The organism is Pumilibacter intestinalis (assembly GCF_943193005.1).
Lineage (GTDB): Bacteria > Bacillota > Clostridia > Christensenellales > Pumilibacteraceae > Pumilibacter > Pumilibacter intestinalis.
The window spans coordinates 85735-100038 of sequence record NZ_CALPCH010000001.1 but is presented as its reverse complement, the minus strand read 5'-3'; the positions used below and the strand labels follow the sequence as shown (position 1 = coordinate 100038).

At 52.1% G+C, this 14304-nt stretch carries 12 protein-coding genes; 4 read left to right on the top strand and 8 right to left on the bottom strand.

Annotation, left to right across the window (positions count from 1 at the left end; all coding sequences use genetic code 11):
* The 6 genes from pepF to NFR55_RS00465 all read right to left on the bottom strand — a co-directional run bounded on the left by pepF (nucleotide 1) and on the right by NFR55_RS00465 (nucleotide 8293).
* Complete coding sequence (gene pepF / locus NFR55_RS00490; protein ID WP_251545180.1) at nucleotides 1-1776, bottom strand: oligoendopeptidase F; 1776 nt, start codon at nucleotides 1774-1776, stop codon at nucleotides 1-3.
* Nucleotides 1777-1814: 38 nt separating this feature from the next.
* Nucleotides 1815-3176: a PFL family protein gene (locus NFR55_RS00485; protein ID WP_251545179.1), complete on the bottom strand. Its 1362-nt coding sequence runs from the start codon at nucleotides 3174-3176 to the stop codon at nucleotides 1815-1817.
* Between the two features lie 430 nt (nucleotides 3177-3606).
* On the bottom strand, nucleotides 3607-3870 hold the full coding sequence (locus NFR55_RS00480) for an ACT domain-containing protein (RefSeq protein WP_251545178.1): 264 nt from the start codon (nucleotides 3868-3870) through the stop codon (nucleotides 3607-3609).
* Nucleotides 3867-4409 (bottom strand): hypothetical protein, encoded by a 543-nt coding sequence (locus NFR55_RS00475; RefSeq protein ID WP_251545177.1) that lies wholly within the window; start codon nucleotides 4407-4409, stop codon nucleotides 3867-3869. Before NFR55_RS00475 ends, NFR55_RS00480 begins: the two co-directional genes overlap by 4 nt.
* Before the next feature lie 84 nt (nucleotides 4410-4493).
* Complete coding sequence (locus NFR55_RS00470; protein WP_251545176.1) at nucleotides 4494-7160, bottom strand: AAA family ATPase; 2667 nt, start codon at nucleotides 7158-7160, stop codon at nucleotides 4494-4496.
* On the bottom strand, nucleotides 7157-8293 hold the full coding sequence (locus tag NFR55_RS00465) for a metallophosphoesterase family protein (RefSeq protein ID WP_251545175.1): 1137 nt from the start codon (nucleotides 8291-8293) through the stop codon (nucleotides 7157-7159). Before NFR55_RS00465 ends, NFR55_RS00470 begins: the two co-directional genes overlap by 4 nt.
* A 107-nt stretch (nucleotides 8294-8400) precedes the next feature.
* On the opposite strand from NFR55_RS00465, the gene NFR55_RS00460 reads away from it, so the two are divergent.
* Complete coding sequence (locus NFR55_RS00460; RefSeq protein WP_251545174.1) at nucleotides 8401-9819, top strand: DnaD domain-containing protein; 1419 nt, start codon at nucleotides 8401-8403, stop codon at nucleotides 9817-9819.
* Nucleotides 9820-9829: 10 nt separating this feature from the next.
* A complete protein-coding gene (locus tag NFR55_RS00455) occupies nucleotides 9830-10720 on the top strand; it encodes an ATP-binding protein (protein ID WP_251545173.1) in 891 nt (296 codons plus the stop codon).
* Nucleotides 10721-10792: 72 nt separating this feature from the next.
* Here the strand turns inward: NFR55_RS00455 and NFR55_RS00450 are convergent, their stop codons facing one another.
* On the bottom strand, nucleotides 10793-11443 hold the full coding sequence (locus NFR55_RS00450) for a DUF975 family protein (RefSeq protein WP_251545172.1): 651 nt from the start codon (nucleotides 11441-11443) through the stop codon (nucleotides 10793-10795).
* A gap of 105 nt (nucleotides 11444-11548) precedes the next feature.
* Between NFR55_RS00450 and NFR55_RS00445 the strand changes: the two genes are divergently transcribed.
* Nucleotides 11549-11761 carry a helix-turn-helix domain-containing protein gene (locus NFR55_RS00445; RefSeq protein WP_251545171.1) on the top strand — a complete coding sequence of 71 codons (213 nt, stop codon included), beginning with the start codon at nucleotides 11549-11551 and terminating at the stop codon, nucleotides 11759-11761.
* A gap of 70 nt (nucleotides 11762-11831) precedes the next feature.
* Here NFR55_RS00445 and NFR55_RS00440 read toward each other — a convergent pair whose 3' ends face one another.
* Complete coding sequence (locus tag NFR55_RS00440) at nucleotides 11832-12713, bottom strand: mechanosensitive ion channel family protein (RefSeq protein ID WP_251545170.1); 882 nt, start codon at nucleotides 12711-12713, stop codon at nucleotides 11832-11834.
* Nucleotides 12714-12949: 236 nt separating this feature from the next.
* Here NFR55_RS00440 and gdhA point away from each other — a divergent pair, with 236 nt between their 5' ends.
* Complete coding sequence (gene gdhA / locus NFR55_RS00435) at nucleotides 12950-14281, top strand: NADP-specific glutamate dehydrogenase (protein WP_251545169.1); 1332 nt, start codon at nucleotides 12950-12952, stop codon at nucleotides 14279-14281.
* The last annotated feature ends 23 nt before the right edge of the window (nucleotides 14282-14304 follow it).

The window sequence follows — 14304 nt, the reverse complement described above, 5'->3', positions numbered from 1 at the left end:
TTATATCAACTCCTCGAGCATGGCGAGAGTTTTTGCGAATTCGTCCATGGCTACCATATACGGCTCGTCGGTTTTGAGGTCTACGCCCACGTCGCACAAAATATCGTAAGGCGATTTGCTTCCGCCCGCCGAAAGGAATTTTTCCTTGTAGCGTTTCACCGCGCTTTCGCCCTCGGTGAGAATGGAGTGCGCAATATTCACCGCGCTCGTAATGCCCGTTGCGTATTTGTACACGTAGAACGCCGAGTAGAAATGCGGTATTCTCGCCCACTCGAGCCTAATCTGCTTATCGTGCACAACGTCGGGTCCGTAGTATTTTTTGTTGAGTTTGAGATACTCGCGGGAAAGCGACTCCACCGTGAGCGGCTTTCCTTCCTGCGCCATTGCGTGGCTCTTAAGCTCGAACTCGGCAAACATGGTCTGACGGAAAAGCGTGGTGCGGAACATATCGAGGTAATACGAGAGCAGGAACTTGCGCATTGCGGGGTCTTTCTCGCTCGAAAGCATGTGCTTGAGAAGCAACACTTCGTTCACCGTGCTTGCAACCTCGGCAACGAAAATGGAGTAGTCCTCGTTCACGTAGTCCTGCGCTTTGTCGGAATAATATGAGTGCATGGAATGCCCCAGCTCGTGCGCTATGGTGAACACGTCGTGCGCCGTGGAACTGTAATTGAGTAGCACATACGGATGAACGCCCGTTACGCCCATGCTGTAAGCTCCGCTGCGCTTGTTCTCCGTTTCGTACACGTCTATCCAACGGTTTTCGCGCGCGGTTTTGAGAAGCCCCACGTACTCCTCGCCCATGGGCGCGAGTCCTTTGAGCACAAGCTCGAACGCCTGCTCGAAGGGCAACTTTAAGTCGGCTTCGCGCACGATGGAGGTGTAAAGGTCATACATATGGAGCTTGTCCGCGCCGAGAGCCTTTTTGCGAAGAGCAACGTAGCGGTGCACGGGTTCGAGGTGCGCTCCCACCGTTTTAACGAGCTTCGTGTAAACCTCGCCGGGCACGTTGTCGTTATCGGTGGATTTTTCCACCGCCGATTTGTATCCTCTCGCCGTTGCCAAAAAGTTGTCTTTTGCAACCGACGCCGCATAGTTCGCCGCTATGGTGTTTATCAAACTGCCCAAAGCCTTATACATGCCCTCAAACGCTTTTTTTCTGACAAGCGCGTTGGGCGAAGCGAGACACTGCGCGTAAAGTCCGTGCGTGAGTTTTACTTTTTTGCCGTCTATATCCACTTTGGGAAAGGGCAAATCCACATTGTTTATCATGCCGAACACGCTCGTAAAGCCCGAAAACGCAGTTTGCCCGAGCGCGAGTATTCTCTCCTCTTCCGCCGAAAGTATGTGCTTTTTACTGCGGCGAATTTCGCTGAGCATGTACTTATAGGTGGCAAGCTCGGGGTCGTTCATATACGCCGAAAGCGTAACCTCGTCGAGTTTTCCCAGCTCGGGAGTTACGAACGACTCGTAAGTCGAGTAGTGCATATACATATCCTGCGCACGGCTGAACAGCCCGAGACCCGTTTCGTCCGCACTGTTTTCGTCGTGTTTTAAGTGCGCGTAGCAGTAAAGCCGTTCGAGTCTTTGGCAAACAGACGAATTGAACTCCATGCACGCAAGAAATTCGTACTTGTCGCCGAGCTTACCCTTGAATTGCAATATCCCCGGCAGTGTTTTGTTGAGTTCGGAAAATTCTTTTTCCCACTCGGCAACCGAGCCGAATATATCCTCGGTGCGCCAAATATCTCTTTCGTTTACTTCGCTTCTTTTCATATTTATTACCTCTCGGTTGGATTTTTTTTTGGGGGGGGTTAATTTTTCAAAGAATGTATGGGCGCGGGCACTCTTCCGCCGCGCTTAATGAACGCGTCCGCCGCGTAAGGATTTACGGGCATTACCGGCGCAGTGCCCAAAAGCCCGCCGAATTCCACCTCGTCGCCCACCTTTTTGCCCGGCGCGGGAATTATGCGCACCGCGGTGGTCTTGTTGTTTATCATGCCTATCGCGCACTCGTCGGCTATTATCGCGCTTATCGTTGCCGCCGAGGTGTCGCCCGGAACGGCTATCATATCGAGCCCCACGCTGCACACGCAAGTCATGGCTTCCAACTTTTCGAGGGTGAGCGCACCGCGGCGCACCGCTTTAATCATGCCCGCGTCTTCGGATACGGGTATAAACGCGCCCGACAATCCGCCAACGCTGCTCGACGCCATAACGCCGCCCTTTTTCACCGCGTCGTTGAGTATGGCGAGGCACGCCGTAGTGCCCGCCGCGCCAACGCTCTCCAGTCCCATTTCTTCGAGTATCTGCGCAACGCTGTCCCCCACTTTGGGAGTGGGCGCAAGGCTCAAATCCACAATGCCGAAGCTCGCGCCCAGTCGCTCCGCCGCCTCGTTTGCCACGAGCTGACCCACGCGCGTTATCTTGAACGCAGTGCGCTTTATCTCCTCGGCAACCTCCGCAATATCGGCTTCTTTGCCCAGCCTTTTGAGTGCGCTGTACACAACGCCCGGCCCGGACACGCCCACGTTTATCACCGCGTCGCCCTCGCCCGCGCCCGTAAACGCGCCGGCCATAAACGGATTGTCTTCCACGGCGTTGCAAAAAACTACGAGTTTGGCGCAACCGAGTCCGCCGCTGTCTGCGGTGAGAAGCGAAAGTTCTTTAATCTTTTCGCCCATGAGCCGCACCGCGTCGAGGTTTATGCCGCTTCGCGTTCCGCCCACGTTTACCGACGAACATACTTTTTTGGTGGCGGCTATCGCCTCGGGTATGCTTTCTAAAAAGTCGCGTTCGTAACTCGTAATGCCCTTTTGCACGAGCGCGGTGTATCCGCCTATAAAGTCTATTCCTATTTCTTCCGCCGCCTTGTCGAGTGCCGCGGCAATCTTTGCGTAGCCGCCGCACTTTGCGCCTATAAGACTCACGGGCGTTACCGAAACGCGCTTGTTCACAATGGGCACGCCGTACTTTTCGGCTATTTCGTCGCCCGTTTTAACGAGCTTGCCCGCGCGTGAAATAATCTTTTTATACACAAGCTCCGCGGTTTCGTCGGCTGTGCGCCCCACGCAATCGAAAAGCGACAACGCCATCGTTATGGTGCGCACGTCCAGATTTTGGTCGGATATCATTCGCACCGTTTCGAGTATTTCGTTTTTATTGAAATTTATCATTGAGTTTAACTCCATATAAGTCAAGATAGTTAGGCAGATTTACTTGTTCCATGCAGGGGATTGCCACGGGCACTGCGTGCCCTCGCAATGACACGGGTGTCCTGCGGTATAACGTCATTGCGAGGGTGCTTGCACCCGCGGCAATCTCAGCCGAGAGAAAAATAATAGTTACTGTACTTGTTCCATGCAGGGGATTGCCACGGGCACTGCGTGCCCTCGCAATGACACGGTAGCCCGTAAAGGCGGCAGAGAAGGGTTGCGGATTGCAACAACAGGGGCAACGCACGCGCGGATACCGCCGAACGGCGGGCGGAGAGCGGTGCAGATACGCACAACAGGCGCAGTGCCCGCACGGGAGCGTACTTTTTGGTACGTGACCACGTGGGCACAAGCACGTAGTGCGTAGATGTGCCGCTATACGCCTGCCGTACTATATTCTGTGCATGGCGGAAAATATATCCTCATGCTGTACCGATATTTCCACGCCTATCTTTTTGCCGAGTTCGAGCATGCTCTTTCTTAAGTCGGATATGTTGGCTTTGCCCGTTTCGGCAAGCATTATCATTGCGAAATAATCTTGCAACACGGTTTGGCTTATATCTTCCACGTTAACGCCCGCGTCCGCCAAAAACGACGTAACTTTGGCAATTATGCCCGATTTGTCTTTTCCTACTACGGTTACAACCGCTTTCATTGTGTTATATCTCCGTTTTCTATTATTTCGTATGCAACTAAAATGTTGGCGTGGCTGATTAGCTTTAGCCGCGTGCCCTCCGTAAGCTCGATTTTGGGCACGGTGTGTTCCACGAGCAGTTTGCGTTCGTCTATATCGTCGCGCCGCAAAGGTTTGGTTTTGAGCACCATGGTGTAGAAATACACGCCGTCTTTCATGGAAAGATTGTCTTCATAGCATACGAACTTTGCGTCAAACGAGTCCTTGAGTCCGCGGTCCATATCTTTGAGCATGCGCACGAACTTGCGCGTAAGCCTGAACTTTATGGCGAAGAAAAACAGCGTGTAGCACCCGTACGTTACCGCGATAAAGCCGCATATCACGCCCAAGAGCACCGTGTAGTCGCGGTTGCGGTTCACCTCAACCTGATACACCGCCACGGTGACGAGCACGGCTATAATCACGAGCGCGGCAACGAGCACGGCAAACCACGTCCAAAACAAAACGCTCTTTTCCCGCCTTGCCGCCGCCTTTTCTTTTTCGTCGAATACGTAAGTCATATTATCTCCGTTGCATGCCGAGCATACTGAAATATTATATCACAGCATAATACAAAAAGTAAAGTAAATGACCGCTTTACCCGCTTACACGCCCGTAAATTCCACTCTGCTGCCCTCGTCTTCGGTGGCGGGTATTACGGAGAGCCGCGCCCCTATCCTTTCCGCGAGTTCCGCCCTGTGGGTAATTATGCCCACGGTAGTGTCGCGGCTAAGCGACACGAGAGCTTCCGTCACCGTTTCTATTGCGCGTTCGTCGAGCGTGCCGAAGCCCTCGTCCAAAAAGAAAAACTCGTACCGTCGGTCGGCGGCAATCTCGCGCGATATCGCCATGGCTATGCTAACGCTCGCAAGGAAAGTTTCGCCGCCCGAAAGCGTTTTTACCTTGCGCCGCGCGTTGTCGGCGAAAAAGTCTTCCACCCAAAATTCGCCGCCCTCGTATATTAGCGTGTACTTGCCGCCCGTAAGCCGCGAAAGCGTTTCGCTCGCCGCCGCCGTAAACGACTGCACGTATTCTTCGGCTACGAACGAGAGCAGTTTGTTGTCGCCTTTCACGCAGGCGTTGAGTTCGAGCACGCGCTCGAGCGTTTTGGATATTTCGCGCTTTTCCGCCGCAAGCTCTTTCTTTTTGTTCAAACGCTCGCGGAGCGATTTCGCTTCCGCTTCCATGCCGCCCGCGTCCTTTTGCAAAACGGCAACGCTTTCTTTCAACTCGCTTAGAGCGGAGAGCTTTTCGCCGTACAGCTCCGCGTTAAAATCGGAGGCGGGAAGCTGGGCGAGAGTTTTTTTGTTCTCCTCCTCTACGGCTTTGGCGGAGAACTCTCGGCCGGTTATATCCTCGCTCTTTTTGTTAAGCTCTTCCGTGAGCTTGTCCGACTTTTCCTGCGCGGCTTTGTGGTCTTGTATGGCTTTATTCGCCGAGGCTTGGGCGGCGGCTATATTCGCCCCGCCGAGCCGCTCCGCTATCTTTTCGTTCAGCCCGTCTATTTCGGCTCGCAGTCGCTTGCCGTCCGCTTCAATCTTTTCGAGTTTAGCCCTCGCCGTAGCGAGCGGCGCGGCGTAATCGGAAATAGCCCGTTCCGCGTCCGCCGCGGCTTTTGCCGACTCCGCGCCCTCTTTGGCAAGTTCCGCGGCTCGGCATGCGTTTTCCGAACTCTTGCCGCTCAGTATCTCGCCCTGCTCGGCGCAATCCTTTTCGGCTCTCGCCCTGTTCTCGCCGTTAATTTGCTGTTCGCGCAAAATATCTTTGTATTCGTTCGCCGCCTTTTCGTACCGCTTTGCCGCACTCTCGCTTTTCTCTTTGAGTGCGGCGAGTTCGGCGGCGTTGCCGTTATCGGTATTACGCGCTCCGCGATACTCTCCGCCGCACACGGGGCAAATATCGCCATCGTGCAACGAAGCCCGCACCGACTCGGCTTGGAAATTTATTCGCGCCGTTTCGTACTCGTTCTTCGCTCGCTCCGCTTCCGCTTTCAAACTCTCCGTTTTTTGCTTGGACTCGTTTTCACCTTTTATGTATTTCTCCGCAAGGAGAGTGAATTTTTCAAGCTCTTTTTGCGCCTGCGCTCGCTTGCTCTCCGCATCTTTCAAGGTTTTGTAATCCGCCAGAGCGGTTGCGGCAATGGCGGAAAACGCCGCTTCGCTAACCTCTTTTCCGGAGTAGCCGAGCAGTGATACGTCACGCATAATACTCGCCGCTTTCGACGAATTTTTATCTTTTGTTTCGTTTTGCGACTTTGTTCGCTCCGTTATCTCCTTTATCTTTCCGTCCGTATCTTTATACGCTTTCAAAAGCTCGCCGCGCTCTTGTTCCTTTTTCTTCTTCGCTTCTTCGTCGGCTACGCACTCCGCTATTTTGGCAATCATGCCCTGCGCAGAGTCAGCCGCAACCTTAAGCTCGGCAAGTTCGCGCTTAAGCGTATCCAAACTTTCGCGCTCGGCGCAAAGTTCGCGCTTTTGTTCCGCTATCTTCTCGAGCTCGGCTCGGGCTTGCGCCACTGCAAACTCCGCTTTGGCTCGCTTATCCGCCGCCGCCTTTAACTGCTCCATGGTTTTAAGCTCGTTTTCGGCAAGCTCCACGCCATTTTGCTTTTGCTCCGTTTCCTTTTTAAGCCGCTTTATCTCCCTTTGCTTATCGGCAAACTTTTCTTCGGTTGCGTCCTCGTACTGCTTGAGCGCGGCTTCCGCCGCGTCGGCGAGTTTATCGTATTTGTTCTTTGCCGTAGCCAAAGTTTCTTTCAGCTTTTCGAACCGCTCGAGCGAAAACAGCTTGGCTACGGTCTTGCTCCTGTCCTTGCCCGTCATTTGCATAAAACGCGCGAACTTGCCCTGCTCGAGCACCACGACTTTGGTGAACTCGTCTTTGTCGAGTTTGAGCATTTCCTTTACGCACGCGTTCACCGTGTCCGACCTGTCGGCAACTATCTCGCCCGTTTTGATTTTAGTCAGCCTTGCCGCCGCAGTGCCCGTCTTGCGGCGCAGTTCTCTGTATGCCGAGTAACGCTCGCCCTCGAGTTCGAACTCCAAAGTTATCTTGCCCTTGTCGCACTTGGTGTTTATGTAGTCGGCAAGATTGCCGCGGTTTTTGTTTTCGCCGTACAGCGCGAGTATAATGCCGTCGAGTATGGTGGTCTTGCCGCTGCCGGTAGGACCGCACACGCAAAATATGCCGTGCGCGCCCAACCGCTCGAAATCTATTTCACGTGCTTGCACGAAACTGTTTATGCCCTCTATAACGAGTTTGAGCGGTTTCATAATTCTTCCCCCCTCATTGCCTTTTCGAACATTTCGAGCAGTTCGCGCGGCGGCTCCTCTCCGTCGTGCCCGAGCTTGTAATAATCGGAAAAATACTCGCCGTCGGAACGCAGTCGCCGTGCGGCGCGTTTTATTTCGGGCGAAACGTAAACGCTCCTAAACGCAGCGAAACTTTGCTCCGCTCGCATTTCGGCGTATCGCCCCGCGCTAAGAGGTTGCGGACTGTTATACAAAATTCGCACGTAGGCGTCGGCGTTTTCTTTGAGAGCACGCATTGCTTCGTCGAAACTTTCCGCCTGCACGGTAACGAGTTTCTTGCCCGACTCGATACGAACTTTTTCGAGTTTCACGCCCGCCGCCGAGGTATTCAGCACGTTGAAAAACTTTTCGCTCGTGTCGTCGAACGAGTAGCGCAGTAAACTGCCGCTGTAGTAAACGCTACGCGACTTACTCACGCACTGCGGCTTGTGCACGTGCCCGAGCGCGGTGTAGTGCGCATCCGGCAAAACGCCGAGCGGCAAAAGCGCGGCCGTGCCTAGCTCGGCTTCGTCGCTCGCCCTCTCGCTCTTTTCCATAAAGAGATGACTCACCGTTATGTTGCAGTCCGAGGCGGTAAAGCCGCGGGCGCAAACAGCGAGCCACTCGCGCACGTTTTCGGCGTAAGATTTTTCGGGGTCGGGAACGTATCCGAGCGCGGACATTCTCGCGCTCGACGGATACGGAAGCAACGCGAAATTCACCCGCTCCGTCCCTTTGCGCAAAGTCACGAACCCCTCGCCGCCGCAAAACGGCTCTTTCGCCCGCGAATCGTCCATGCCGCCGCACAGTAAAACGCCGCACTCGCCCGCAATGCCGCGGGGCGCGTTCAATCGCTCGGGGTTGTCGTGGTTGCCGGCAACCGCTATTACGGGACACGTTCTGCTGAGTTTAAGGCAGTACGAATAGAAAAGTTCTTCGGCTTCCGCCGAGGGGTTTACGGTGTCGAAGATATCGCCCGCCGCAATAACCGCGTCGGCTTTCGCGCTTTTCGCGAGTTCGCACAGTTCGTCGAGCGCGAGTCTTTGTTCTTCGAGTCTGCTCTTGCCTTCCGTTTTTTTTCCGAGATGCCAATCGGAGGTATGTATTATTTTCAAATTATTTTCCTCTGCCGCACGTTTTTAGGTTGAAAAATTCCGCGTATAGTGTTATTATAGTATATACCGTCGAAAATTGCAATGCTTTTTATAAAGAGAGGAAGGCAATGGGCTCAATACGTATCAGCGAAAGTTTGGCGAACAAACAAAAACTCACCGTAGACGGCGCGTTTATTACGGAATACATGCCGTCCGCGCCCGAAAATTACGTTAAGATTTATCTTACCGGTTTGTTTTGCGCACTCTCCTCGCCCGACAGAGCGTTCGAAACGGTTGCGGCACGGCTGTTTTGCGACGAAAAGACCGTTTCCGAAGCGTTTTTGTACTGGCAAGAACAGGGACTTGTGCACATAGCCGCCGACTCGGGCGCGGTGGAATATCTGCCCGTAGTGCCCCGCTCGCGGCAGATACGCAAGTTCAGCAAGGAGAAATACCGCGCTTTCAACGACCAGTTGCACGCGCTCTTTCCGTCGCGCAACATACTCCCCGCCGAATACAACGAATATTACTCCGTTATGGAAACTTTCAATATTGAAATCGAAGCCATGCTCACCATAATCGGGTATTGCAAACAGCTTAAGGGCGAGGATATAAACTACGCATACATAGCCGCGGTTGCGCGTAATTTCGCCGCCGAAGGATACGTGACTTTCGACCGCGTAAACGAAAAAATAAGCGAGCTCGAACTTTATACCGACGAGCTTCGCGCCGTGGTGAAAGCGGTGGGCAAAAAGAACATAGACCACGAAGACCGCAGGCTATACATAAAGTGGACCAAAAGTTTGGGGTTCGACTCGGCAACGGTGATACAGGTAGCCAAGCAGATTAAAAAAGGCGGCATGGGCAGGCTTGACTCCAAACTTACCAAATATTACGAACTGCACTTATTCACCGCCGCGGAAATAAACAACTACGAGAAAAAGCGCGACGAGCTTTACGAACTCACCAAAAACGTAAACCGCATTATAGGCGTGTACTACGAACAACTCGACTACGTGATAGAAACCTACACTCTCAAGTGGCTGGATATGGGCTTTGACGCGCAAACGCTGGAAAACGTAGCCGATTACTGCTTTAAGCACGGGTTGCGCACACTCGAGGCAATGAACGACACTCTCAAAAAGTTCTACAAAAAGGGCGTTGTAACGGGCGAAAGCATAGCCGAATTCGTGCTCGACGCTGCAAGGAGCGACGACGAAATAAAGGAAATTTTCGAGGCGGCGGGAGTGAGCCGCGCGGTAACCTCGCGCGACCGCGACTATTTCCGCACCTGGACTTACGGCTGGAACATGCCCAAAGAGGTTATACTATACGCCGCGAGCCAAAGCAAAAAGGCGGACAGCCCCCTATCCTATCTGAACTCCGTACTCGCCGCATGGCACGAAAAGGGCGTGAGCACGGTTGAGGCGGCAAAAAAAGAGGGAAGCTCGGCGATAGTAAAGCCCGCCGCGGAACACAGGATAGTAACCAATTTTTCCGCCGACGAAATAAACGCCGCCTTTGCGAAACTCAACGAAGAATTATAAAGGAGAAGCCATGACTTATCCCGAAGCGGTGCGGCAAATAGTTGCCGACTATAAACGGCGCATATGCGCATACGAGCAAGCCGAACTCGACCTGCTCTCCTCCAACGCGGAATTTGCCCGAAATGAAAAGGAACTGCGCTCGCTCACTCTCGATATCACGCTCGGAAAAAGCACGGATAAGACGCGGCTCAAAGAAATCACCGCCGAAAACAAGCGGATACGCGCAAAACTCGGACTGTTTCCCCCCGCCCCGCGCTGTCCGCACTGCAAAGACACGGGCAAGACGGGCGGCAAATACTGCGACTGCGCCGTCGCGCTCGCGGTTAAGAGCGGCGCGGGCGAGATAGGCATACCTATGCACACATTCGCAAACGTGGATTTTTCGGTATACGGCGAAAAAGCCGCGGAATACAAAACTCTGTTCGATAAAATCGAAAAAATTTGCTCTACTTACCCCGCCAACAAAAAACGGTGCGTTATAATAGGCGGCGGCACGGGCAACGGCAAAACCTATCTTGCGGGTTGCGCGGCGCAAAAAATGCTCGAGCGCGGCATGAGCGTAATGGCTGTTACGGCGTTTGCGGCAAACGACAGGTTTTTGAAATATCACACCACTTTCGACGAAAACAAATCGGCTTATCTCGATACTATGCTCGACTGCGCACTGCTCGTAATAGACGACCTCGGCACGGAGAGCATACTCAAAAACGTAACTCTCGAATACCTTTACCAACTTGTAAACGAGCGCAACACCCGCGGCAAACTCACTTTGATTACAACCAATCTCTTCCCCGACAATATCCTTTCCCGTTACGGCGAACGCATATACAGCCGCCTTTTCGATAAGTCGCTTTCTTTCACCGCCTATCTTACGGGCAAAGATATAAGAAAAGCACTGTGACTGCTTTCACCGCAATAAATACGCATATAAAAAAAGACTGCCGCGCGAGCAGTCTTTTCGTTTGTATTCTTGTTATTCCGCCGTAGCTTCGCTTTCCTCGGGCTTAACCTCGGGCTGTTCCGCATCGGGTTTTTCCGCCTCGTCCTTTTTAACCAAGCTCTGATAAAACGCCGCTTTCGCGCTTTCCATATAAGGACCGACCCAAAACGACAAAATGCCCAAAGTGAGCAAGCACAATATTCCCCAGCCTATAAAGCTGAATTCCAAACAGAACAAACGCCACTTATTGCCCGCCATGATTTCCATGGAGCGTTTGCGCGCGTCGTTAGAAGACATAGACGGGTTATCGAGCAATACGTAATAACTCATGGAATACGAAAAAGTCTTTATAATGCCGGGAATAAAAAACAGCAACGACCAAAGAAAGATAAATATACCGTTAATAAGGTTTAGCAAAAACGTTTTTACAAAGTTCTTAAACCCCGAAAACTGCATTTCAACGCTTACGTTGTTGCCGCGTATAACGCTTACGGCAAGCAAAGCCGTACCCGCCGCAAGCGGCCCGGTAATCAACAGCGACGCAAACGCGCCCACAACGAAAAACGACAACCCGGCGCACACGCCGCCTATTATAGTCACGATAAGCGTGCAAAGAGCCATCGTGCCCCATTTGCCGCCGAGTTTGCCCCAAGCCTCCTTCCTGTAATCTTTTGCTTTCAACATAAATTCGCTCCTCCGCAAAATAGTACGTTAATAACGTACTTATATTATAGTACGCCTATAACGTACTTGTCAAGTAAAAACGTACTGTTGCGTTATACTGAAATCATGGATAAACTGACTGCGTTCCACGAAAGGTTTACCGAGTGTTTGAAATTTTCGGGCGTAAAGCAAGTAGATTTGGCGGCGGCGGTAAACGTATCGAAACAATGTGTTTCGGATTACAAATCCGGAAAAAGCGTACCGAGCATAGACACGCTTTATCTCATATGTAAATTTCTCGACGTATCCGCCGATTACCTGTTAGGGCTCGAAGACTGATTTGCGCACCGAAAAAACACGCCGTCCGAATGTTCGGGCGGCGCGTTTTTCAAGCGGGTAAAATACTATATTATTGTTTTGCGGGTTGTTCTTCCGCTTTGGAAATAATGTTTACGTCGAGTTTGTTATACGGTATTTCAATGCCCTCGAGTTCGAAGCGTTTTACTATGGCTTCGTTTATATCGAAATACACCGTCCAGTAGTCCTCGCTGTTCACCCAACAGCGGCACACGAAATTCAGCGAACTGTCGCCCTGCTCGTTAAGGCGCACCGTGTAGCCGTCGTCGTGCAAAACAAGCTCGTGTTCGTCGAGCACCGACTGAACGGTAAGTTTCACTTTGTCTATATCCGTGCCGTAAGCCACGCCGAACACAAGGTCTACCCTGCGCTTTTTCTCGGCGGAATAGTTAACTATACTGCCGCCCGCCACCGCGGAATTGGGAACGAAAATAACCTTGTTGTCGGTGGTTTTAATTTTGGTTGCAAACAGCGAAATTTTGATTACCGTGCCGCTCACGCCCGCAACGTCTACGAAATCGCCCTCACGGAAGGGATGATTTGTAACGAGTATGAGTCCGCTCGCAAAATTCGATATAACCGACTGAATTGCAAGCGAAACGGCGAGAGTGCCCACGGTAAACAACGCCACGAAACTCGTTGTGTCTATTCCGAGCACGCCGAGTATCACCATAAGGTAAATAAACACCAACGCTATTTTAAGTATGGTTGTAATGAAATCGCCCGCAAGCCCTTTGAGTTTGCTTCTCCCTATTATCTTGCGCACAACGGTAAGCAAAATCTTAATTACGAGCAGTCCTATAAAGACCACGGCCAAGAATACGAGTATGCGCACCCAGCCGCGTTCGTCTATAAACCACCCCTTGAGCGACGCCGCAATCCTCTCGAAAAAGCCGGGTTCGGCGGCGGACGCAATCATTGCGAATATGTTCATGTGTTCTCCTTTTTTATTTGACTCGGTTTACAAACATATTATACGCCTTATTAAATAAAATGTCAAAGTTTTAAGGGCTTTGTGTGCCGAAAAACAATGTTTCTTTCCCATAAAAAACGCTTGACATCGGCAACTCATTGTGGTATATTTATTGCACAAATCAGTTAAGGACAAAGGCGTCGTCCCCAAACAGGAACGGCGTCTTTTTTCATAAATTTTCAGGAGGATAACTCAATATGTCTTATGTAAGCGAAGCAATGCAAGAACTCGACGCACGCAATCCCGGGCAACCCGAATTCAGGCAGGCGGCAAAGGAAGTGCTCGAAAGTTTGGAAAGCGTTATAAACGAACACCCCGAATATCGCCGCAACGCCATACTCGAGCGCATCATAGAACCCGACCGCCAAATAATGTTTCGCGTTCCCTGGACGGACGATAAAGGCGTGGCGCACGTTAACCGCGGCTTTCGCGTTCAATTCAACAACGCCATAGGTCCGTACAAGGGCGGCATACGTTTGCACCCCTCCGTTAACCTATCCATTATAAAGTTTCTCGGCTTCGAGCAGATATTCAAAAACAGCTTGACCGGTCTGCCCATAGGCGGCGGCAAGGGCGGCAGCGACTTCGACCCCAAAGGCAAGAGCGACCGCGAAATATTCGAGTTTTGCCGCAGTTTCATGACCGAACTTTATCGCCACATAGGCGCGGACGTAGACGTTCCCGCCGGCGATATCGGAACGGGCGCGAGAGAAATAGGCTTTATGTACGGCACTTATAAAAAGATAACCAATCTTTACGAGGGCGTGCTCACGGGCAAAGGTCTTACCTACGGCGGCTCGCTTGCCCGCACCGAAGCAACCGGCTACGGGCTTGTGTATCTCACCGAAGAAATGCTAAAAGCCAAAGGCAAGAGCTTTAAGGGCTCTGTCGTGGCAATATCGGGAAGCGGCAACGTGGCAATCTACGCCGCCGAAAAAGCAACGGCACTCGGCGCAAAGGTAGTAACCATGTCGGACTCCACAGGCTGGATATACGACGAAAACGGCATAGACCTTGCCGCAGTAAAGGAAATCAAAGAGGTTAAGCGCGGCAGACTTTCCGAATACAAGAACTATCGCCCCAAAGCGCAATACTCCGCCTCCGGCAGAGTGTGGCAGGTAAAGTGCGATATCGCCCTGCCCTGCGCCACGCAGAACGAACTCGACGAGTCCGACGCCAAAACGCTTGTAAAGAACAAAGTTATCGCCGTTGGCGAAGGCGCGAATATGCCCTCCACCCCCGAGGCGCAAGAAGTATTCCTTAAAAACGGCGTGCTGTTCGCTCCCGCAAAGGCGGCAAACGCGGGCGGCGTGGCAACGAGTGCGCTCGAAATGAGCCAAAACAGCCAACGCCTGAGTTGGACTTTCGAAGAAGTGGACGCCAAACTGCACGGCATTATGATAAACATATACCGCAATATGGCTGCCGCCGCCGAAAAGTACGGCAGCAAAGACAACTTTATCGTAGGCGCGAACATAGCGGGCTTTAAGAAAGTAGCCGACGCAATGGTGGCTCAAGGCATACAGTAAAAAAACGCAACAAAAAAATCCTC

Coding starts and splice junctions, on each gene's coding strand:
- pepF (WP_251545180.1), bottom strand. CDS start 1,776: ATGAAAAGAAGCGAAGTAAACGAAAGAGATATTTGGCGCACCGAGGAT.
- NFR55_RS00485 (WP_251545179.1), bottom strand. CDS start 3,176: ATGATAAATTTCAATAAAAACGAAATACTCGAAACGGTGCGAATGATA.
- NFR55_RS00480 (WP_251545178.1), bottom strand. CDS start 3,870: ATGAAAGCGGTTGTAACCGTAGTAGGAAAAGACAAATCGGGCATAATT.
- NFR55_RS00475 (WP_251545177.1), bottom strand. CDS start 4,409: ATGACTTACGTATTCGACGAAAAAGAAAAGGCGGCGGCAAGGCGGGAA.
- NFR55_RS00470 (WP_251545176.1), bottom strand. CDS start 7,160: ATGAAACCGCTCAAACTCGTTATAGAGGGCATAAACAGTTTCGTGCAA.
- NFR55_RS00460 (WP_251545174.1), top strand. CDS start 8,401: ATGGGCTCAATACGTATCAGCGAAAGTTTGGCGAACAAACAAAAACTC.
- NFR55_RS00455 (WP_251545173.1), top strand. CDS start 9,830: ATGACTTATCCCGAAGCGGTGCGGCAAATAGTTGCCGACTATAAACGG.
- NFR55_RS00450 (WP_251545172.1), bottom strand. CDS start 11,443: ATGTTGAAAGCAAAAGATTACAGGAAGGAGGCTTGGGGCAAACTCGGC.
- NFR55_RS00445 (WP_251545171.1), top strand. CDS start 11,549: ATGGATAAACTGACTGCGTTCCACGAAAGGTTTACCGAGTGTTTGAAA.
- NFR55_RS00440 (WP_251545170.1), bottom strand. CDS start 12,713: ATGAACATATTCGCAATGATTGCGTCCGCCGCCGAACCCGGCTTTTTC.
- gdhA (WP_251545169.1), top strand. CDS start 12,950: ATGTCTTATGTAAGCGAAGCAATGCAAGAACTCGACGCACGCAATCCC.